19 protein-coding genes are annotated in these 22,282 nt (G+C 52.6%); 8 read left to right on the top strand and 11 right to left on the bottom strand.

What is annotated here, in order from left to right; translation table 11 throughout:
• Positions 1-69: 69 nt before the first annotated feature.
• Positions 70-975, top strand: coding sequence for a bifunctional helix-turn-helix transcriptional regulator/GNAT family N-acetyltransferase (locus ACSF8W_RS21955; RefSeq protein WP_500849234.1), 906 nt, complete (start codon positions 70-72; stop codon positions 973-975).
• A 134-nt stretch (positions 976-1,109) separates the two neighbouring features.
• Here the strand turns inward: ACSF8W_RS21955 and rraB are convergent, their stop codons facing one another.
• Positions 1,110-1,511, bottom strand: coding sequence for a ribonuclease E inhibitor RraB (gene rraB, locus ACSF8W_RS21950; RefSeq protein WP_500849233.1), 402 nt, complete (start codon positions 1,509-1,511; stop codon positions 1,110-1,112).
• A gap of 287 nt (positions 1,512-1,798) precedes the next feature.
• On the opposite strand from rraB, the gene ACSF8W_RS21945 reads away from it, so the two are divergent.
• The 5 genes from ACSF8W_RS21945 to ACSF8W_RS21925 all read left to right on the top strand — a co-directional run bounded on the left by ACSF8W_RS21945 (position 1,799) and on the right by ACSF8W_RS21925 (position 6,354).
• The gene (locus tag ACSF8W_RS21945; protein WP_500849232.1) at positions 1,799-2,809 is read left to right on the top strand and encodes an ornithine carbamoyltransferase; all 1,011 of its coding nucleotides are present in this window, start codon (positions 1,799-1,801) and stop codon (positions 2,807-2,809) included.
• A 285-nt stretch (positions 2,810-3,094) separates the two neighbouring features.
• Entirely contained in the window at positions 3,095-4,024 is a 930-nt protein-coding gene (gene pyrB, locus ACSF8W_RS21940) for an aspartate carbamoyltransferase (protein ID WP_500849246.1), read from the top strand.
• A gap of 15 nt (positions 4,025-4,039) precedes the next feature.
• The gene (pyrI, locus tag ACSF8W_RS21935) at positions 4,040-4,504 is read left to right on the top strand and encodes an aspartate carbamoyltransferase regulatory subunit (protein WP_500849231.1); all 465 of its coding nucleotides are present in this window, start codon (positions 4,040-4,042) and stop codon (positions 4,502-4,504) included.
• Between the two features lie 223 nt (positions 4,505-4,727).
• Positions 4,728-5,735 carry a S1 family serine peptidase gene (locus tag ACSF8W_RS21930; protein WP_500849230.1) on the top strand — a complete coding sequence of 336 codons (1,008 nt, stop codon included), beginning with the start codon at positions 4,728-4,730 and terminating at the stop codon, positions 5,733-5,735.
• A gap of 232 nt (positions 5,736-5,967) precedes the next feature.
• Positions 5,968-6,354 carry a Rid family detoxifying hydrolase gene (locus ACSF8W_RS21925; RefSeq protein ID WP_428476970.1) on the top strand — a complete coding sequence of 129 codons (387 nt, stop codon included), beginning with the start codon at positions 5,968-5,970 and terminating at the stop codon, positions 6,352-6,354.
• Between the two features lie 103 nt (positions 6,355-6,457).
• On the opposite strand, the gene idi is transcribed toward ACSF8W_RS21925, so the two are convergent.
• From idi to nudF, 8 genes are all read right to left on the bottom strand, one after another.
• Complete coding sequence (gene idi / locus ACSF8W_RS21920; RefSeq protein ID WP_500849245.1) at positions 6,458-6,982, bottom strand: isopentenyl-diphosphate Delta-isomerase; 525 nt, start codon at positions 6,980-6,982, stop codon at positions 6,458-6,460.
• Positions 6,983-7,069: 87 nt separating this feature from the next.
• Positions 7,070-7,795 (bottom strand): 1-acylglycerol-3-phosphate O-acyltransferase, encoded by a 726-nt coding sequence (locus ACSF8W_RS21915; protein WP_500849229.1) that lies wholly within the window; start codon positions 7,793-7,795, stop codon positions 7,070-7,072.
• Between the two features lie 200 nt (positions 7,796-7,995).
• Positions 7,996-10,260, bottom strand: coding sequence for a DNA topoisomerase IV subunit A (gene parC, locus ACSF8W_RS21910; protein ID WP_500849228.1), 2,265 nt, complete (start codon positions 10,258-10,260; stop codon positions 7,996-7,998).
• Between the two features lie 138 nt (positions 10,261-10,398).
• Complete coding sequence (parE, locus tag ACSF8W_RS21905; RefSeq protein ID WP_500849227.1) at positions 10,399-12,282, bottom strand: DNA topoisomerase IV subunit B; 1,884 nt, start codon at positions 12,280-12,282, stop codon at positions 10,399-10,401.
• Between the two features lie 117 nt (positions 12,283-12,399).
• A complete protein-coding gene (gene yqiA / locus ACSF8W_RS21900; RefSeq protein ID WP_500849226.1) occupies positions 12,400-12,978 on the bottom strand; it encodes an esterase YqiA in 579 nt (192 codons plus the stop codon).
• The gene (gene cpdA, locus ACSF8W_RS21895) at positions 12,979-13,803 is read right to left on the bottom strand and encodes a 3',5'-cyclic-AMP phosphodiesterase (RefSeq protein ID WP_500849225.1); all 825 of its coding nucleotides are present in this window, start codon (positions 13,801-13,803) and stop codon (positions 12,979-12,981) included.
• Between the two features lie 26 nt (positions 13,804-13,829).
• Positions 13,830-14,267 carry a DUF1249 family protein gene (locus tag ACSF8W_RS21890; protein WP_500849224.1) on the bottom strand — a complete coding sequence of 146 codons (438 nt, stop codon included), beginning with the start codon at positions 14,265-14,267 and terminating at the stop codon, positions 13,830-13,832.
• Between the two features lie 20 nt (positions 14,268-14,287).
• On the bottom strand, positions 14,288-14,923 hold the full coding sequence (gene nudF / locus ACSF8W_RS21885; RefSeq protein ID WP_500849223.1) for an ADP-ribose diphosphatase: 636 nt from the start codon (positions 14,921-14,923) through the stop codon (positions 14,288-14,290).
• Positions 14,924-15,204: 281 nt separating this feature from the next.
• Between nudF and tolC the strand changes: the two genes are divergently transcribed.
• Positions 15,205-16,494, top strand: coding sequence for an outer membrane channel protein TolC (gene tolC / locus ACSF8W_RS21880; protein WP_500849222.1), 1,290 nt, complete (start codon positions 15,205-15,207; stop codon positions 16,492-16,494).
• Between the two features lie 114 nt (positions 16,495-16,608).
• On the opposite strand, the gene hldE is transcribed toward tolC, so the two are convergent.
• A complete protein-coding gene (gene hldE / locus ACSF8W_RS21875) occupies positions 16,609-18,042 on the bottom strand; it encodes a bifunctional D-glycero-beta-D-manno-heptose-7-phosphate kinase/D-glycero-beta-D-manno-heptose 1-phosphate adenylyltransferase HldE (RefSeq protein WP_500849221.1) in 1,434 nt (477 codons plus the stop codon).
• 175 nt (positions 18,043-18,217) lie between these two features.
• The gene (gene glnE, locus ACSF8W_RS21870; RefSeq protein WP_500849220.1) at positions 18,218-21,094 is read right to left on the bottom strand and encodes a bifunctional [glutamate--ammonia ligase]-adenylyl-L-tyrosine phosphorylase/[glutamate--ammonia-ligase] adenylyltransferase; all 2,877 of its coding nucleotides are present in this window, start codon (positions 21,092-21,094) and stop codon (positions 18,218-18,220) included.
• 223 nt (positions 21,095-21,317) lie between these two features.
• Between glnE and ACSF8W_RS21865 the strand changes: the two genes are divergently transcribed.
• Entirely contained in the window at positions 21,318-22,190 is an 873-nt protein-coding gene (locus ACSF8W_RS21865) for a potassium channel family protein (protein WP_500849219.1), read from the top strand.
• Positions 22,191-22,282: the final 92 nt, after the last annotated feature.

Below are 22,282 nucleotides of genomic sequence, written 5' to 3'. Positions count from 1 at the left end.
CGATGATTGACGCCAGAGAAGCAAACCTTGCATAGTAGGAAAATACGCCTATCACACACAGACACGCCCATGGATGCTTCCACCCTGCGCCAACATTCCCGTTTACTCATTCGTCAATTGGGCATGCTCGACAGCCAATGCGGACAGATGGATCTCACGCCCGTCGAAGCACATACGTTAATCGAACTCGGCACACAGCCTTTTTGTGCCCATGACATGGCAATACAGTTGCGGATCGACCAACCTCGTGCCAGCCGCACACTGGCTATTTTGCTCAATCAAGGCTTAGTCAGCACGGCAGCACACCCGACCGATCCCCACCGCCAATGCTACCAACTCGCGCCAGCGGGTCAGCACAAACTGGCGATGCTTCACCAGCAGCTCAATCAGCAAGTTGACGGTTTTCTCGACCAATTAGACAGTGATGAAATCACCCAGCTTGGTACCAGCCTGAGCCTGTATATCAAGGCCATGCAAGTCACCAACGCGCAACAAGGCTATACCTTCCGCCAGCTGACTCCACAAGATAACGCCGCCATGGCAGCGGTCGTGCGCCGCGTGTCTGCCGAATTTGGTCTCACGCCCGATAAAGGGTATGGCGTGGCCGATCCCACACTCGATTGCCTCAGTGACGTGTATGCCGGCAACGAGTGTGCCTATTGGGTCATCGAAAAAAATAACCGCATTCTCGGCGGCGGTGGGATCGCCCCGTTGATCGGTGAGCCGGGGGTGTGTGAATTGCAAAAGATGTATTTCCTCCCCGAACTGCGCGGTAAAGGGTTTGCCCGCCGCTTAACCGCCACCGCGCTCAAGTTTGCCCGGACGCAAGGCTTTGATGCCTGCTACTTAGAAACCACGGCCTGTTTGCACGCGGCACTGCGCGTGTATGAAGCAATGGGGTTTGCGCCGATCCCCCACGCGCTGGGCACCACGGGTCACGATGCGTGTGAGATCCGCTTGTTGAAAGCCCTCTAAGCCTTCACGATGCTTCATCACGCCTTCACATCGGTGATTCACTGCGCCGAATAACAGGCACAAAAAAAGCTGCCAATAGGCAGCTTTTTATTTCGACGTATTATTTCGAGATAAGAAGATCATCGAACGGGGAATTACTCCTCGTCGTCCTCATCATCTTCATCTTCGTCTTCATCAGACTCGAAGTACGTACCCCAACCATCGTAATCGATGTTGTGCTTACCCGCGAGTGCGATCAGTTTTTCAGCTTGCTCATCAATCACTTCGGCATTCAATGCTGATTCCATTACGGCATCGAAGCACACGATTTTACCGCCACCTTCTTCCGGTAACAGTTCAAGCTCTTCCGCTTCTAATACTTCAAAGCCCATCTTGAAAGCTTCAACTGCCGCAGCTTCTAGCTCTTCAAAGGTATCGGCTGAAAAGTGATGCTCAATCGTGTAAAGGGCATCTGGCTCACTGCCATCTTCAAGCAACGCCGCAATGATCTCGCGGGTCTCTTCCTTCTGCTCTGCAATCAGTTCTGCATAAGACATGGGGTAACTCCAACTGTGGAATAAATTCGATCGCAAATATCGCATGGATTGCCCAGAATTGCCATGTCAATTTTAGCCCTTTTCACACGCATTTATTGCGGATTACACCGACTTTTCCTCGCTGCTCCCCGCGCAATATCAATATATACTTGCAATAATAAAGAATAGTTATTCACTTTTTAGCAAAAATACGCTAACAATAGACCATAACATCAACAAACGGCCTTACCCATTGGGACAGATGGCCGTTTGCGAACTAGAGAGACACGATCAAAAAGGATGACATCATGGCTTTTAACCTGCGTAACCGTAACTTCCTAAAATTGCTCGACTTCACCCCCCGTGAAATTCATCACTTGCTGTCTCTGTCAGCCGATCTGAAGAAAGCCAAATACAATGGTTATGAGCAACCGCGCCTCACCGGTAAAAACATCGCCCTGATCTTTGAGAAAAGCTCCACCCGCACCCGCTGTGCCTTTGAAGTGGCGGCCTTTGATCAAGGGGCGCGTGTCTCCTACCTCGGCCCATCGGGTTCTCAGATCGGCCATAAAGAATCCATGAAAGACACCGCCCGCGTACTCGGCCGCATGTATGACGGCATTGAATACCGCGGGTTCGGTCAAGCCGTGGTGGAAGAGCTTGGCGCGTATGCTGGCGTGCCCGTATGGAACGGGCTAACCGATGAATTTCATCCCACCCAAATCTTGGCCGACTTCCTTACCATGCAAGAGCACGGACGTGGCAAACAACTGCATGACATGACCTTTGCTTATCTGGGTGATGCCCGCAACAACATGGGCAACTCCTTAATGGTTGGCGCGGCGAAAATGGGCATGGACATTCGCCTTGTCGCCCCACAAGCCTTTTGGCCGGAAGCCGAATTGGTGGCGCAATGCCAAGCCATCGCCGAAGAAACCGGCGCCAAAATCACCCTGACGGAAAATGTGGAAGAAGGCGTGAAAGGGTGTGACTTCCTGTATACCGATGTCTGGGTCTCGATGGGTGAAGCCAAAGAAGCGTGGGCCGAACGCATTACCCTGATGCTGCCGTATCAAGTCAACATGGCGATGCTCAAAGCCACTGGCAATCCACACGTCAAATTCATGCACTGCCTGCCCGCTTTCCACGGTGAAGACACCACCATCGGTAAAGAGCTGGCGCAAACCTATCCGGTACTGGCTAACGGCGTGGAAGTCACCGATGAGGTGATTGAATCCAAGCATTCCATCGTCTTTGATGAGGCCGAAAACCGCATGCACACCATCAAGGCGGTGATGGTCGCGACACTCGGTCAGTAAAACCCAGCGTTGTATGACGCCGTGCAGGAATTGTCTGCGCAAACGCTTGCGGTAACCAAAAATGGGGGTATAATCCTTCGCAATTTGTCTAAAGAGAAAGAGAAAATGCGCCCATTGGTTATCAACACCTTGATGCTATCTCGTCGCTGTGCGGCGGCGGTGCCATTTTTTGTTTTTCTTGTTATTCGTAAAAAGAGCCTCCTTTTCTAAGGAGGCTTTTTTTTGCCTGTCGCCGGACGAAGCGCAGGCCGTATCATCATCATGATTGTAGAGGGAAGAGAAGCCATGGCGAATCCGCTGTTTCAAAAGCACATTATTTCCATCCCGGAGCTAAGCCGTAGTGATCTTGAACTGGTCGTAGAAACGGCCGGCAAGCTAAAAGCCGATCCAAATCCGACCTTGTTGAAAAACAAAGTGGTTGCGAGTTGCTTCTTCGAACCATCGACCCGTACCCGTCTGTCGTTTGAAACCGCGGTACAGCGTTTAGGCGGTACAGTGATCGGTTTTGACAGCCCGGGCAATACCTCACTGGCGAACAAAGGCGAAACCCTGTCGGATTCCATTCAGGTGATCTCATCGTATGTGGATGCGTTTGTCATGCGTCACCCACGCGAAGGGGCAGCGCGTCTGGCATCGGAGTTCTCTCACGGTGTCCCAGTGGTGAATGCGGGTGACGGCGCGAACCAGCACCCAACACAAACCTTGTTGGATCTGTTCACCATCTACGAAACACAAGGCCGTCTGGATAACCTGAATGTCGCGTTTGTCGGCGATTTGAAATACGGCCGCACCGTGCATTCACTGACTCAGGCCCTGTCGAAGTTCAATAACATCAACTTCTACTTCATTGCCCCTGAAGCCCTGGCGATGCCAGATTACATCTGTGAAGAATTGGACGAAGCCGGTATCACTTACAGCCTGCACAGCGACATGGAAACGGTGATCCCTGAGCTGGATATTCTGTACATGACCCGCGTGCAGAAAGAACGTTTTGATGAATCTGAATACGTGCACATGAAAGCGGCCTACATTCTGACGGCCAGCATGCTAGCTGATGCCCGTAGCAACCTGAAAGTGCTGCACCCGCTGCCACGTATTGATGAGATCACGGTCGATGTGGATCATACCCCGCATGCCTACTACTTCCAGCAAGCCGGTAACGGGGTATACGCCCGTGAAGCGTTACTTGCCCTTGTACTGAACGAAGACATTTAAGCCGGAGAGATCATCATGACAAAAGAAACCCAACTTCAGGTCGAAGCGATCAAAAACGGTACCGTGATCGACCACATTCCGGCAAACGTTGGCATCAAAGTGTTGAAGCTGTTCAAGATGCACACCACGCAAGAGCGTGTCACCATCGGTTTGAACCTGCCTTCGTCACTGCAAGGCCGCAAAGATCTGATCAAAATTGAAAACACCTTCATCACCGAAGATCAGGCAAACCAACTGGCCCTGTACGCCCCGAAAGCGACCGTTAACCAAATCGAAAACTACGAAGTGGTGAAGAAACTGGCGTTATCGCTACCAAGCCAGATCCGTGCCATTTTCAAGTGCCCGAACAGCAACTGTATCTCGCACGGTGAGCCCGTCGACAGCAGCTTTATGGTGATCACCAAGCGTGATGACATTCAGCTTAAGTGTAAATACTGTGAGAAAGTATTCTCACGAGAAGTCGTGACCGAGCACATCTAAGACAAGCACCAACAGGCAAGCCTGTCTTAACTAAGCGTTTTTCCGCTTCTTAGCTAAGAAAGCCGACTCAACCTTGAGTCGGCTTTTTTATTCTCATTTCTAACGCGCCTTTCCCCTGACCCCGCCCACTACCTTGAAAAAGAACCCGCCATCTAAGAGCTAACGCTCACCACACGATGGCCCGTTGCTTATTCATCACAACAATAAAAACAAGGTCAGTGGCATGCCATTTTCATTCTCTCGCACAATGCGCTCTGCGTTTCATGATATTCACCGGGTAACTCGTCCGTTGCGATCGCCCATCCCCGCCCTGTTATTCATCAGCAGTGCTTGGCTGTGCGGCTGCATTGCCAGTAACGGCACCATTGAATCGGCAGCGCCGCACAGTGCCAACAAAATGGTCGTGATCGGTGTTCCGCTGTTGTTAGGGGGCTTTGGTTCGGCCGTGCCTGTCAATGATCGCTACCTGATCACCGCCAAACATGTCGCTCGGCTATCGTGGGATGTAGGGATCATTTACCACCCTGATTGCGACTTAGCTTTGGTGCCTCGCGTCTCTAACAGTGTGCCGCGCTGGGGATTGATTTACCCTGACCAATCCGTGAAGCATTTGGGGCATTCGCTGTTGGGTAACAGCATTCGGGGGGAAGGCAAATACTTGCAAGATGTGATTGATACCAACACCCGCTGCCTCTATTCCTTGAGCGATGCACCGGTGATGTCAGGCATGAGCGGTGGGCCGGTCTTCAATGCGGATGGCGAAATTGCCGGGATCACCATCGCCATTGTGCACAACCCCGAAGATTTACGTAATCTGCGCCCTGCAGCCCGCTACAGCCAGTTTCTCCCTGCGCCGCTCATTTTCGATTGGCTGGCGGCATTAGGTATCACCCCCAGTGAAGCCAGTCCGGCGCTGCGTCAGGCACAAGTGTCGGAGTATGTGATCCGCTTAAACCGCACCTCGCTCGCCCCTTCCATGCCCGCTCAAAGCACCCAGACTCAGGCTGCCACGTCCGTCTCACAAACAAAGCGCCATACTCATGCCATCGACGCCCCTAACAACACCTACAATTCCCGCAAAGCGAACCGTCAACCGACACACTTGTTTGCTTCGGACAACCCAACGTCATCCGCAGACAATGCCTCATCCACCGAGCATGATGCTTCCCTTGATCCTGCATCATCCACAAGCAAAACGTCACCCCGTCTTCACCAGCATCTGTGGTTCTAACACCCAACAGGACAGAATAACCTATGGGGTTTAACCCTAACAAGTGGTGATATATGCTACTCATTGATACTCAGCATCAATAATGCCCTTTTATGGTCGAGATAATGTGATAAATATATTGCTTATGAGAGCTACACACGGTGTCGTCCAGAAAACCCTTTGACCTTGGTTGCATTGAGTAGCACACTAAGCCTTCTCTGATTTCCAAACTCTGATAAAGAAAGGATAAGCAATGACTCAAGTACTTCACACCGAGCAAGCACCTGCCGCGATTGGTCCTTATGTACAAGGTGTTGATCTTGGTAACATGGTACTGACTTCAGGTCAGATCCCAGTGAACCCACAAACGGGTGAAGTGGCTGATGATATCGCCGCGCAAGCACGCCAATCACTTGAAAACGTGAAGGCTGTGGTTGAGTCTTCTGGCCTGAAAGTGGCTGATATTGTGAAAATGACGGTATTCGTGAAAGATCTTAACGATTTCGCGACCGTTAACGAGGTATATGGCGCGTTCTTTGATGAGCACAACGCCCCTTACCCTGCACGTTCTTGCGTAGAAGTGTCTCGCCTACCAAAAGACGTGAAAATCGAAATCGAAGCAATCGCGGTGCGTAAATAATCACGCGTGTTCGATCACCGCAAAGCCGCGTTTTTACACTTGGCTTCTGCATAAAAAAAGCTGCCAAGGCAGCTTTTTTTATGTCTCACATACAGAAAAAGCGTTAAGCCACAGCCATCGCCAATACTTGTGGGAACCACGCCGTAAACTGTGCAGGTTGTGCCTGCACCGCCTGTTGCAACTCGGCCTGTGGCCACCAGCGATACGCCATCACTTCTTCCGGATTCGGTACCACCGAGGCCGCCGACGCTTCTGCGATCAACACATGATCCAGCTCATGCTCCACCAAGTCATTATCCAGCTCTGCCCGATAAATAAAGTGGCCAATGTCGGTCAATGCCGTGACTCCCGCGATCCCCATTTCTTCGTCTAAGCGACGGATCCCCGCCTGCACCAGCGTTTCATTCTGACGCGGGTGCGAGCAGCACGTGTTGGTCCACAACCCGCCGCTATGGTATTTCCCCATCGCGCGCTGTTGCAGTAAATATTCCCGTCCTGCGCCGCTCTCACGGTACAGCAACACAGAAAAGGCCAGGTGCAACGCCCCATCACGGTGGGCCTGCATTTTTTCCTGCGTGCCCACGGCATGGCCGTGCGCATCCACTAAAATTACGTGTTCTTCACTCATGCCTTCTACCACTACCCAATAAAAAAAGGACATGCCATGACATGTCCTTATGGTACTTCACTCAGGCAACATCCTGGGCGGAGCGACTCAGTTTGCTGAACGGCTAGCCGCTTCGGCATTCAATGCCGCCAGCTTTTGCTCCATGATGTCGCGGCTGCGATTCGCCAGCTCACGCACATCTTCTTTGGTCATGCCGTCCGTCGAGATCGGCGGTAATACTTCCACGATCACCACACCGTTATCCCAACGATTCAGTTTAACACCTTCGGTGCTGCTGCACACGATAGGAACAACCGGCACATTTGCGCCAATGGCCGCGTGGAACGCACCGGTTTTGAACGGCAACAAACCACGGCCGCGCGAGCGGGTGCCTTCAGGGAACATCCACACTGACACATTACGTGATTTGATCTTGTCCACGACCTGACCAATGGTGCCCACCGCTTTAGTACGGTTTGCACGGTCAATCAGAATGTTACCGGTCAGCCAGTACAACTGGCCAAACAACGGCAACCACACCAAGCTTTTCTTACCGACCGTCACAGTACGCGGCATCACCGCCCCTGACACGGTAAACAAGTCAAAGTTGTTCTGGTGGTTAGCGATGTACACACTCGGCCCGACTTGATCGGCACCCGGTGCGTAACGAAATTCCAGCGTGATCCCAAAAATACGGGACATTTTGCTGAACAGACGACCAAACGTATGAACGTGTTTGGGATTACGTGGACTCAGCAGGCAATAGCCACAGCCGAACACGAACATTAAAACGGCAAAAATCGCGACAGCGATCATGCGCAAAATAAAAATCATTGACTACTCCTCGGCGTACAAGCGTTCGCTAGTATACGCACGCAGCGGGAAAATACACCCTTTATGTCGACAAATAAGACCACCTTGCTCACGCCTGTGAACATCGGTGTCATCGTCCTTCACCACCTGCATTCTTGCCCCTTGCAAGAAAGACAAAAGCCCTCTAAAACAGAGGGCTTTAACAGGGTCGAAGAAAGGCGTTATTCCACGACAGGCTCAGACGCTGAATCTAATTCCAAGCGGGTAACGCGCTGCAAACCACGCGGCAACAAGGCCCCGCGTCGGCCGCGTTCACCACGGAAGTTCTCCAAGTCTGACGGCTTGAGACCCAACTTACGCTTACCGGCATGCAGCGTAATATGGCTGCCTTGTGGCAGAACCACCAAGTAAGACAGGAACTCTTCACGAGATTTCGAACGTGCTGCCGGGATGTTGATGATCTTGTTCCCTTTCCCTTTGCCGAGCTGCGGCAAGTCTTTGATCGGGAACAGCAACATACGGCCTTCGTTGGTGATGGCAAGAATGTCATCATTATCCAAGTCGACAATGTGTTGCGGTGACATCACCGTGGCATTTTCCGGCACGGTCAGCAAAGCTTTACCGTTCTTGTTCTTGGACACCATGTCGGTGCCTTTACAGATAAAGCCGTAACCGGCATCAGAGCCCATCAACCACAACTGATCATCTTCTGACATCATCACCTGACGCATGCTGGTACCCGGCGTCAAATTCAAACGGCCAGTGATCGGCTCACCTTGGCTACGTGCCGATGGCAAACTGTGTGATTCCAGCGCATAACTGCGACCGTCCGATCCCAAGAAGATCGCCGGCTGATTACTCTTACCGCGTGCGTGGGCCAAATAATTGTCCCCCGACTTATAGCTCAAGGTCGACGGATCAACCTCGTGGCCTTTAGCATGACGGATCCAACCTTTTTCTGACAATACCACGGTGATCGCTTCAGACGGGATCAACTCGCGCTCTGTCAGGGCTTTCGCTTCTTCACGCTCCACCAATGGCGAACGGCGATCATCGCCATACTTCTCGGCATCGGCCAAAATTTCTTTCTTGATCAGGGTATTCAAGCGACGCTCTGAACCCAGTAGCTTCTCTAGCTGCTCACGCTCTTTCGCCAGTTCGTCTTGCTCACTGCGAATTTTGAACTCTTCCAGCTTCGCCAACTGACGCAGCTTGATTTCCAAAATGGCGTCAGCCTGAATCGCGCTCAGATCAAAACGTGACATCAACTCGGCTTTCGGATCGTCCTCACTGCGGATGATCTCAATCACTTCATCAATGTTCAGGTAAGCGGCCAGCAAACCTTCCAAGATGTGCAGGCGCGCCGTTACTTTATCCAAACGGTACTGCAAACGGCGGCGCACGGTGTCACGACGGAACACCAACCACTCGCTCAAGATCTCCACCAAACCCTTCACTTCCGGACGCCCATCCAGGCCCAGCATGTTCAGGTTCACGCGGAAGCTCTTTTCCAGATCCGTCGAGGCAAACAGGTGATTCATCAACTGTTCGCTATCAATGCGGTTAGAGCGTGGCACGATCACGATACGGGTCGGGTTTTCATGATCCGACTCATCACGTAAGTCTTCAACCATTGGTAGCTTTTTCGCGCGCATTTGCGCGGCAATTTGCTCCAACAATTTCGAGCCCGACACTTGATGCGGCAAGGCCGTGATCACGATGTCGCCGTTTTCTTTGTGCCATACCGCACGCATGCGGATGCTGCCACGGCCTGAACGGTACACCTTCTTAAGGTCCGATTTCGGCGTGATAATTTCCGCTTCTGTCGGGTAGTCCGGCCCTTGTACAAAACCCATCACCTCATCCAGATCCGCCTTCGGATTATCGATAAGATGCACCGCGGCATTCGCGACTTCACGGGCATTGTGTGGCGGAATATCGGTGGCCATACCCACGGCAATACCGGTCACACCATTGAGCAAAATGTGCGGCAAACGTGCCGGCATCATTTTTGGTTCTTTCATGGTGCCATCAAAGTTTTGGCCCCAATCCACGGTGCCTTGACCCAATTCGTTCAGCAACACTTCTGAAAAACGGGACAAACGCGATTCGGTATAACGCATCGCCGCGAACGATTTCGGATCATCCGGCGCACCCCAGTTACCCTGACCATCCACCAGCGGATAGCGGTAAGAGAACGGCTGCGCCATCAGTACCATGGCTTCATAACACGCCGAGTCGCCGTGTGGGTGGTATTTACCCAGCACGTCACCCACGGTACGGGCGGATTTTTTATATTTGGCTGTCGCAGACAGGCCCAGTTCCGACATGGCGTAAATAATACGGCGCTGTACGGGCTTTAAACCATCACCGATAAACGGCAAGGCACGATCCATGATCACGTACATGGAATAATTCAGATAAGCGTCTTCGGTAAACTTCCGTAGCGGAAGCTGCTCTACGCCATCCATTGAGACATCAGTCATCGTTGGGTATTCCGTTTCATCTTGCTCGGTGCAGGCCGGCTTACTGTGCCCACCTGCCCATGATTTTGATTGCGATAGACGCACATATCAGGCGGTCACGCGAGAGAGTGTAAATGCGCTCACGTGACACCCATACGGTTACATGTCCGCTTTGTCGCCTTTGCTCTGCAACCAATGACGGCGATCTTCTGCGCGTTTTTTGCCCAGTAGCATGTCCATCATTTCATTGGTCTGGCTATCGTCATCGATCGTCAACTGCACCAAACGGCGCGTGTTCGGATCCATGGTGGTTTCACGCAGCTGCAGCGGGTTCATTTCACCCAGCCCTTTGAATCGCTGTACGTTCACTTTGCCACGTTTGCCACTCAAGCGCTCCAATACCCCTTCTTTCTCGGCGTCATCCAAGGCGTAATACACCTCTTTACCCAAGTCGATACGGTACAGCGGTGGCATCGCGATATACACGTGACCCGCACGCACCAAGGCTTCAAAGTGCTTCATGAACAAGGCACACAACAAGGTCGCAATGTGCAGACCATCGGAGTCCGCATCGGCAAGGACACAGATTTTACCGTAGCGCAGGCCGCTCAAATCGTCGCTGTCAGGATCAATCCCCAACGCCACGGAAATGTCGTGCACTTCTTGTGAGGCCAGTACCTGATCGGCTGAAACTTCCCATGTGTTCAAGATCTTACCGCGCAACGGCATGATAGCTTGGAACATACGGTCACGGGCCTGCTTGGCCGAGCCGCCTGCCGAGTCCCCTTCCACCAAGAAGAGTTCGGTGCGGTTCAAATCTTGCTGCGAACAGTCCGCCAATTTACCCGGCAGTGCAGGGCCTGAGGCGATTTTCTTACGCACCACTTTTTTGCTGGCACGCAAACGGCGGTGGGCGTTAGCAATACACACTTCGGCCAACTGCTCAGCCAATTGCGGACGCTCGTTCAGCCACAAGCTGAAGGCGTCTTTCACCACACCAGACACAAACGCCGCACACTGGCGCGACGATAAACGTTCTTTGGTCTGACCGGCAAACTGCGGATCCTGCATTTTCACCGACAGCACGTACGCACACCGTTCCCAGATGTCATCGGCGGTCAATTTCACGCCGCGTGGCAACAGGTTACGGAATTCACAAAATTCACGCATCGCATCAAGCAAGCCCTGACGCAGACCGTTAACATGGGTACCGCCCTGCGCGGTCGGGATCAAGTTAACGTAACTCTCCCCCACCAACTCTCCCCCTTCTGGCAGCCACAACAGCGCCCAATCGGCCGCTTCTGTCTGACCATTGAATACACCGGTGAACGGCTCTTCCGGCAACAAGGTGTAACCTCTGACGCCTTCTAACAGGTAGTCTTTCAGGCCATCGTCGTAACACCAGGTCAGGGTTTCATTGCTGTTTTTGTCAGTAAAGACAATTTCCAGTCCCGGACACAGTACCGCTTTGGCTTTCAGGTTGCTCTTTAGGCGAGAAACGGAGAATTTCGGGCTGTCAAAGTACTTAGGATCCGGCCAAAAATGCACACTGGTGCCTTTTGCACGGCGACCACAAGTGCCAATCACTTCCAACTCGGAGACTTTATCGCCGTGTTCAAAGGCGATTTGGTAGATTTGGCCATCACGTTTTACCGTGACTTCAACACGGGTCGACAGGGCGTTCACGACCGAGATCCCTACCCCGTGCAAACCACCCGAAAACTGGTAGTTCTTGCCCGAGAATTTACCCCCGGCATGCAGTTTACACAGGATCAATTCGACCCCGGACACGCCTTCTTCTGGGTGGATATCAACCGGCATACCCCGGCCATCATCAATCACTTCAAGGGATTGGTCCGTATGGAGAATGACTTCAACTTTACGGGCATGACCAGCCAAGGCTTCATCGACACTGTTATCGATGACTTCTTGGCCAAGGTGGTTTGGCCGAACCGTGTCGGTATACATACCCGGACGGCGGCGGACTGGCTCAAGGCCATTTAGAACCTCAATGGCTCCAGCGTTATAGCTTTGCTCTGTCATAATTACGGAAAGTACGGAATGTTTTTGTCACAATAGTCAGTAACCCCCACTTGGTTGTCAAGCGAGGGTCGAGAATGCGGCTCACAGTTGTGAGTCGAGCTAGATCAAAAAAGGGCGTTAAAGCCCTAAAAAATCGATGATTTGTGCTGGATAACGGTCGAAACCGATAAAACTATGATCGCCATCAGGCTCAATATTTGACCGGCACGTCGCGTACTTCTGCACCGCTTGACGATAGTCTAAGACTTCATCCCCTTCCTGCTGTAACAGCCAGAGCTGATCAGGATTCGCGATGTGGGTCACATCAAGTTGGCGCAAAGCATCCATGTGGTGCGGGGCTAACCAGTAGCGCTCACCGGTGTATGGGTTTTCCTGCTCACCCAGGTAATCTTGCAGTAATTCATACGGCTTCACAGCCGGATTCACTAATACGGCTGGCAACTGGTAACGCGCATTCAGCCAGGTGGATAAGTATCCGCCAAGCGAACTGCCGACCAAGCCAATGCGGTATTCGCCCGCCAGTGACGTCACTAACTCATCCAGAAACGCAGCGGCATCAGCGGGATAACACGGGATCTGCGGGGCTTCAACCCGAATATCTGGTCGTGCACGTTGGCAGTAGTCGGCCATCAACGTGGCTTTCAGCGACTTCGGTGAACTGTTAAACCCATGGATATAGAGTAGCAACGGTTTCATTTAATATCCTGCAGCATCAAAATGCGGAGTGAAAGCGTGTCCTTCTAAGCGCTGCACGTGCGTCTCCAATTCCCCATTCGCCTTGAGGGTCAGTAATCGCCAACCGGGGTTTTTCTGATCCAAGGCAAAGTCATGGGAGTCGGGCTGGAACTGAATACACGTTGACGGCGTGGCTAACACGCGGACACCTTGATGGTAACGATCCAATTCTTGGTGAATGTGGCCACATAACACCGCGCGCGTCTGCGGGTGGCGCGCCACGATCTGCCAGAATGCGTCGGCATTGTGCAACTGATGCTGATCAAGCCACGTACTGCCCGCAGGCAACGGATGGTGATGGAGCAACACCACAGCATGGCGCTCAGGATAGCGAGTCAGTGCCTCATCCAGCATCGCCAGTTGACTGTCACTCAGCTCACCGTGTGGCACACCAATCACTTGGCTGTCGAGTAAGATGACCTGCCAATGGTCTCCGGCCAATACGTGATGGCACGGTTTGATTTGCGGTGACGGCAACATGGCCTGCATGCTGGGTTGGTAATCATGGTTACCCGGCAACCAGAAACACGGTTGCGACCAGCGTGCGATCCCCTCGCTAAAGCGCTGATAGGAGGCCTCGGTGTGATCTTGCGAGATGTCGCCCGTGGCAACGATAGCGTCAAACGGGCATGCACTGGCCGCGATCCCATCCAGTACGGCATGGAAACTGTCTTTTGTCGCGACGCCCAGTAAGCTACCGCCATCATTGGCAAATAAGTGGGTGTCGGTAATTTGAAGTAGCACCACGCTAGCGGGGTCCGCCTGTGGCAGCGTGTAGTTCTGCAAAACGTCAAAAACCTTGTTTATCTAAATTAACATACCGACTGTCTGCTGATCCCGTTCTTAAGACAATAGGCTAACCAATCACCCAGAAAACGATTCACTTGATGTTTTTCGTCTTTCTGATGCATACGTAAATTAGGGTAATCATACCGCGCCTTCAAGCGGGAAGTCTGCTGAGCGGAACACACTTCTGCGACCCTTGCATCATGGTACAAGCGAATCGTCATTTTTGGGATCAGGTAATCAGGAACGATCTCACCCGTCTCGCTCGTGACCAAATCCAGTGTGATCACCGTGGTATAGCGGGTCGATTCCGTCACGGTCAGGTGGTATTCCTGCTCCAAGACACAGTAAACGCAACGATCCCCCACCTGATCGCTCTTTGGCAACAAGGGGAGTAATTTCGCATAATTGGTTTCGTAGAGTCGCATGATACCAGCAAAATCAACAGAATATCGCTTATTCAATCGTTTTCCTTTGGGGTTGTCTAGGCAGGATTGGCTCCTGCTTGCAAACGTGCATAATTCAATTGCAACCATTGTAGCGCAATGATGGATGCCGCATTTTCAATTTTACCCGATTCTACCCACTGGTAGGCTTGCTCGCGAGACAGGACATGTACACGAATGTCTTCCCCTTCTTCCGCTAACCCATGAATGCCTTTGGCCGTCGTGCTATCGACCCGGCCGACAAAAATATCCAAGGTTTCTGAGCAGCCACCTGAGCTGGACAAATAACGGGTGATTTTATGCAGCTCACTGACGGTGACACCGGCTTCTTCCACCGCTTCACGGCGCACCACCTCTTCCGAGATTTCATCGGTTTCAATGATGCCCGCCACAATTTCCATCTGCCACGGTGAACACTCGGCCGCTAAGGCGCCCACACGAAATTGTTCAACCATCACCACATTGTCGGTGATCGGATCATACGGCAGCAACGCCGCAGCATGACCGCGCTCAAACAACTCGCGCGTCATCGGCTCACTCCAGCCCCCAGCAAACAAACGATGGCGAAAACGGTACTGTGCCATGGTGAAAAAGCCTTGGTACAACGGCGCTATCGACAAAACATCGACATCGTCACGGGTAAACTCTGGATGGGATACGTCTGTGTTCGCCATGATTTTCTTCTCACTCCCTGCGATATACGGGCTTCCATGCTGGAAGGACGGGTTATTTTTTCATCCCTCTTGCCAAGCAGCAATGATTTAATTCAACATTAGTGACAATTATTATGATTTTATTTAAGTCAATTTCAATGGCCGATCGAGTAGAATTCAATTAGCCGCATTAAAAAGATGTAAATTAAAGTAAAATCGTAAATTGATCAGTTTCTGGCAAGGAAACATACGTTAAACTGATTCCTTGCTCTTAATTTTTATCAGGACCAGGAAAGGCATACATGAAAAAATTGCTTCCGCTTATTGTTAGCGTTGCGCTTGGTGGCTTCAGTCACATGGCACTGGCTGATGATCTCGCCGACATCTATCAACAAGCCAAACAAAATGACCCTCAACTGTTGCGTGCCGCAGCAGATAAAGATGCGGCTTTTGAAGCCATCAATTCAAGCCGAAGTGCCTTGTTGCCACAGATCAATCTGACTGCCGGTTATAACACCTTTTTCCTTGACGGTGATAATGCACCGGATGGATTCAACGGTGGCGTTAACCTGAGCCAAACGCTCTACAACCGCACCAGTTGGATCAATCTTGATATCAGCGAAAAAAGAGCACGTCAAAGTGACGCCTCTTACGCCGCGTCTCAGCAAGGCTTGATCCTACAAGTCGCAGATGCGTACTTTGCTGTTCTGCGAGCGACCGATGATTTGGCGTTTGTACGTTCAGAAAAAGCCGCGGTAGGCCGTCAACTAGAACAAACCAAACAACGTTTTGAAGTCGGCTTGTCAGCGATCACTGACGTGCATGACGCTCAAGCCCAGTATGACAGTGTTTTGGCCGATGAAATTTTGGCAGAAAATGCGCTGACCAACAGCTACGAAGGGCTGCGTGAAATCACCGGTCAAGAGCATCGCGACCTGAGCATTCTCGACACCAACCGTTTTGCCGCGAGTGCGCCGCAAACACAAGTTGTCGATTTGATCAAAAGTGCTGAACAACAAAACCTCACCTTGCTAACGTCACGCATTTCACAAGACATTGCGCGCGATAACATCTCCGTTGCTCAGTCGGGTCACCTGCCAACCTTGTCGTTCAATGCGGGCTACAACTACGACGAAAAGCAAAATGCGGATGACGGTACCATCAATGCGGGCATCCAGTTAGACCTACCTGTCTACACCGGTGGCCGTACGACGTCAGAAGTGAAGCAAGCACAATACGCCTATGTCTCTGCAAGTGAAGGCTTGGAAGGCGAATACCGTACTGTGGTGAAAGACGTACGTGCTTTCTACAACAACATCAACGCTTCAATTGGTGCGCTACGCGCTTACCAACAATCGGTTGTCTCTGCAAAATCGGCACTGGAAGCAACAGAAGCCGGTTTTGATGTGGGCACCCGTACGATCGTTGACGTACTGGACTCGACCCGTCGTTTGTATGATGCCAACCGTCAGCTTGCCAACGCACGCTACGACTACATCATCAGTCAGCTTCAGCTAAAACAAGCGGTCGGCTCACTGAACGAGCAAGACATTCTGGATGTGAATGCCGGTTTGAAAACAACCAAAAAATAAGCATTCCGCGATGCCGAGCCCCACGCTGTGAGCCTCGGCAGCACAAACAAAAACGCCCTCATCTGTGATGAGGGCGTTTTTTTATTGGCTTTTTACATGCGCAGCACGCGGTGATTAACCGCGGCCACCACGGATCGCTTCAATGATTTCTGTCGTTGAGCAACCGTCTTCAAAATTCAGTACCAAGACCTGACCGCCTGCCGCAATCACTTCCTGACCACCGGCGATCTCTTCCGGCTTGTAGTCACCGCCTTTCACGAGAATGCTTGGTAACACTTCACTGATCAAACGCTGTGGGGTGTCTTCACCAAACGGCACCACCCAATCTACCGCGCCTAACCCCGCCAAAACCGCCATACGGCGATCTTCTGGGTTCACCGGACGGCCAGGGCCTTTCAAGGCTTGTACCGAGCGATCGGTGTTAACGGCAACAATCAGGCGATCGCCCAACTTTGCCGCTTCATTCAAGTACGCCACATGGCCAGCATGCAAAATGTCAAAGCAGCCATTGGTCATCACCACTTTTTCACCACGCGCACGGGCTGCACGCACCGCATGTTTAAGCTGGGTTTCGTTGATCACACCAAAACCGCTGTCTTGGCTACCGTGGATCGCTTCGGTCAGTTCAATGGTCGACAAGGTCGACGTCCCCAGCTTACCGACAACAACGCCTGCTGCGGCATTGGCCAGTTTACACGCATCCGACAATGACTTACCCGCCGCCAGCGAGGCCGCCAGTACTGAAATCACCGTATCACCGGCACCGGTTACGTCATACACTTCTTTGGCTTGCGTCGGCATGTGCAACGGCGTGCGATTACCTTTTTGCAGTAAAGTCATGCCTTGCTCACTGCGGGTAACCAGCAGGGCTTCAAAATCAAATTGGTCGATCAAGGCCAAGCCTTTTTCCACCAACTCGTCATCGCTGCGCACTTTACCGACCACGGCTTCAAACTCCGACAAGTTCGGTGTCAGCAGCGTGGCGCCACGGTAACGGGCAAAGTCTGCCCCTTTCGGGTCGACCATCACCGGCAAACCGTGTTCACGGGCCAACTGGATCATGGCTTGTACGTGCTCAAGTGCCCCTTTGGCGTAATCAGACAGTACCACCACCGAGGCTGACGTTAACGCCTGCGCCATGCGCGGCAAAATCGTCTCTGCCGGTACATCGTGAAAACCTTCTTCAAAGTCCAGACGGATCATCTGCTGGCCACGGCTCATCACGCGTAGCTTGGTGATCGTTGGGTAGGCCGCCAAGGTCACGAAATCACACTGCACATCCAGTGAGCTGAGTTTTTCAGTCAGCGCTTTGGCGGGCTCATCAATCCCGGTCAATCCAACAAGGCGCGCATGGCCGCCCAACGCAGCAATGTTCATCGCCACGTTTGCGGCGCCACCCGGACGTTCTTCAACCTGATCAACCTTGACCACGGGCACAGGGGCTTCGGGAGAGATACGGCCTGTTGGCCCATACCAGTAACGATCCAGCATGACGTCACCCACAACCAGCACACCGGCTTGATCGTAATCAGGAAGAGTCAGTTTCATTTTTTTCTCCGGGAATAGAATAACCTTGAAATATTAACACAAAGCCAATTTAGCATGCATCACAGCCGCGATAATTCCTTCTCCCTGCGTAACGTTACAGCTCCCTGTGGCGGCGCGGACAGTATCCGTGGCGCATAATCACGCATTAGCGGAACGAATGCTCGCTATCGGTCTTCTATGATTCGACCGATGCGTCAGCGTCGTCCACCAGCAACTGCTGCTGCCAAATCGTCTGCACGGCAGCCCGCTCTTCCACAAAGGTCTCGCTGTTCACGTAAGCAGGCAGCCCCAGCAAACTCAAGCGGTGGATTTCATCGCGCATGACACAGTAAGCCTGTTTCAATTGCATGGCTTCCTGCGGCGCCAAGATGGCGTATTCCGCCATGGTTTCAAACAACCGCATATTGTCAGACCAACGGGTCAATGCACGTTCGTTAGCGGCATGGCACAACACCAAATATTGTGCGAGAAACTCAATGTCGGTGATCCCACCTTGGTCTTGCTTCAAGCCAAACATGCGCGCCTGTTTGCCCCCTAAGTGCTCACGCATTTTATGGCGCATCGTCACCACATCATGGCGTAACCGTACCGCGTCACGGGATTGCATTAAGATCTGCTCACGCACAGCGGCAAAGCCTTGTTGCAACGCATGATCACCATAAATCATCCGTGCGCGTACCAAGGCCTGATGCTCCCACGTCCACGCTTCGGTTTCCTGATACTCCGCAAATGCCTCCATGGTGCTGACCAACAAGCCGGAAGCGCCAGATGGACGCAAGCGCACATCCACTTCATACAACACCCCAGATGCCGTGCGGGTGGAAAACAGGTGAACGATCCGCTGCGCGAGACGCAAATAGAACTGACGCCCATCGATCTCTTTCGGGCCGGTGGTGTAAACGTTATCCGGACAGTCGTGCAGGAACACCAAATCCAAATCGGATCCGTAGCCTAACTCCCACCCGCCGACCTTGCCGTAACCCAAGACGCCAAAGCCGCGCCCATCGCGCTCCAGTACATGGCTCGGCTCACCGAATTTCGCCACCATCTGCAACCACGCTTGATGCACCACGGCTTCGACAATGGCTTCCGCTAAATAGGTTAAGTGATCACTCACTTTCATCAACGGCAATACATCGGCAATGTCTGCCGCCGCAATCCGCAGCAGCTGCGTTTGCTTAAACTGACGGATCGCCTCCATCTGTTGTTCCATGTCTTCTTCGGGGATACGCGCTAAATACTCGCGCAACTCATCGCCGTAATTGGTCAACGGCGTTGGGCTGTACAGGTGCTGCGGATCCAGCAATTCATCGAGCAAAATCGGGTATTGCGACAACTGTGCGGCCACCATCGGGCTGGCCGCACACAGGCGCACCAACTGCTCTAAAGCAGACGGGTGTTCACTCAGCAACTCCAAGTAGGTGGTTCGGGTGGCAATGCGCACAATCAGTTTACTGACGCGCTCTAACACGGCCGCCGCATCTTCCCGATTCACGATCAACGCCAACACCGTCGGCATTAAACGCGCCAATACTTCACGGCCACGCGGGCCTAACGTGCGCTTAGAGAGCTCGGCTTTCATGTTCCCGAGCAACGTGACTTGCGCTTTCGCATCCGAGGCTTGCAGTTCCGTCAAAATGCTCAGCACCACGTCGGGATCTTTCACCATGTTCCACATTTCATGGTATTGCGCTGCCGCCTCGCAGTGCCCTTCGTCTTCATCGGCACCGATAATGTCGTCAAAGACCGCATGAATGGCCTGCATGTGCTGGTCGGTCGCGGCCGTCAGTGACGCCCAATCGTCGAACCCCATCGCCAACGCCAAGCGGCATTGATCCAGTGGTTTATCCGGCAGGGTTTGGGTTTGTTTGTCATCAATAGCTTGCAGCAGATTTTCGAGGCGGCGTAAAAACGCGTAGCCTTGTGCCAGTTCATCGACTTGCGCACACGGCAACAAGCTTTGCTCGCGGATCGCAGCCAAGGTTTCCAATAAGCCGCGCCCCCGAAGATCGGGGCTGCGCCCGCCACGGATCAGCTGAAACGACTGCGCAATAAACTCCACTTCACGAATGCCGCCAGCACCCAGTTTGATGTTGTTGTGTAACCCTCGGCGACGCACTTCGCTGCTGATCATGGATTTCATGCGACGCAGTGACTGAATCGCACTGAAATCAATGTAGCGACGGAACACAAACGGGCGCAGCATCTGGCGCAACTCTTGGTATTGGGTAAAGCTTTCACGCCCCATGACACGCGCTTTGATCATGGCGTAACGTTCCCAGTCCCGCCCCTGCTCTTGGTAGTAATCCTCCAGCGCGGCGTAACTCATCACTAACGGGCCACTGTCGCCGAACGGACGCAAGCGCATGTCGACTCGATAACAGAAACCGTCATAGGTTTGCTGATCCAACGCTTTGATCAGGCGTTGTCCTAACCGGGTGAAGAATTGGGCATTGGCCAAACTGCGGCGTCCCCCTTGGGTTTCACCGTTTTCAGGATAGGTAAAGATCAGGTCGATGTCGGAAGAAAAATTCAATTCACCGCCGCCCAGTTTTCCCATACCGAGGATCAGCATCGGCTGGGCTTCCCCCGCGGCATTGGTGGGCGTGCCCCACTCCTGACAACTTTGCGCATACAGCCAGTTATAGGCTTCCATGATCATGGCTTCCGCCAATTGTGACAGGTGCGCCAAGCTGGCGGTCAGCGTCGCGTGCCCGGTGAAGTCATGCCATGCAATCCACACCATTTCTCGACGGCGGAATTGGCGCAAAGCGCGGTGCAAGCCGTTTTCATCGGTCACCTCGGCCAATAGCTGTGCCAACGTCTCTCGGTACCCCGCCTGACGATCGGTGTCATCCAAATGGGCATCCAGCCAAGGCAGCAACGTGGCATCGCGGGCGATCGAAGCGGTAATAAAATCGCTGTAGCCCAGCACTTGTCGCAATGCCGTCACGCGATGGGACGGCCATTGGCGCAAATTGTCGGGCTGCGCGTCGCTTACCTTCTCCCAAGCCTTTTCCATCGCGGCACTGATCAGATCTTGCGGGGTCATAGTGTTTCCTTTTCTATCGATACAACTGTCGAGACAACAGCGGGACGTTATCGTCCCAACATAGCATATTGATTACCAAGGCGTGCGTGGAATCGCATAGCATGATGCACTGCCAGCAAGACAAAATGCAAAAGCGCGATCACTTACGCGAAAATTTGCACTTTCCCTTCCTCTGAGGGTGTAGGATAACGGTTACATTCTCCGGCTTAACCGATCGCACCTCATGATACCAACGCCTCCTGATCCTGACATTCAAGATCCCCAGACGCCCAACGATGACGCCACCCGTTACGAACTCAACCCCATGAGCCTGATGGCCTTGGTGCTGTCTTTCTTGTCGCTGGCGGTCGTCTCGACCATGATTTTTCTGCCTAAAGGGAGCGATGCCTACCTGCTGCTGTTTGGGATCGACTCCTTCATCTGCCTGCTTTTTTGGTGCCAGCTGCTGACTGACTGGGGACGCAGTCCTGCCAAAATGCAGTACCTAAAAACCCACTGGATTGATTTCATTGCGAGTATTCCGGTCATTGAGCCGTTCCGGTTTGCCCGCTTACTGCAAATTTTCCGCGTGATCCGCCTGCTGCGTTCCAGCCGCCATGTTTTGCAACAGATCCGCCAAAACCGCCGAGAAGCAACACTGGCCAGTATCTTCCTGTTATTAACGGTGCTGGTATCCGTGGGCTCGGCGATGATCCTGTTGATTGAAGGAGGAGCGGAAGGCAGCAACATTCACAGTGCCGGGGATGCGCTGTGGTGGGTGTTTGTTACTATCTCGACTGTCGGATACGGGGATCACTACCCCGTCACGGTGCTGGGTAAAGTGCTGGCGGCAGGGATTATTATTTGTGGGGTCGGGTTGTTCGGTATGGTGGCGGGGCTCGTCACCACGTTCATTTCCGATCCCGAGCAACAAAAAGAACAACTGGCTAAACAGCATGAGCAAGAATGGCAACACCTGTTGTTACGGCAAGAGCAATTACTGGCACGCTTGGAAGCCATTGAACAACGACTCGCTGACAAAGACACTGGCACTGGCACTGGCACTGGCACTGGCACTGGCAAACCGGCTGTAGACAATCAGGAACAGAAAACGTAAACCACAGGCACAAAAAAGCCCGAACGCTGAAAGCATCGGGCTTTTTACTGGCTATCTCGCGTACGCGCTAGCACACGGGATAACGAAATGGC

The sequence above is a fragment of the Photobacterium sp. 270122K genome, assembly GCF_059941365.1.
Note: the sequence above shows the minus strand (reverse complement) of the source record. Positions and strands in the feature narration are given on the sequence as shown.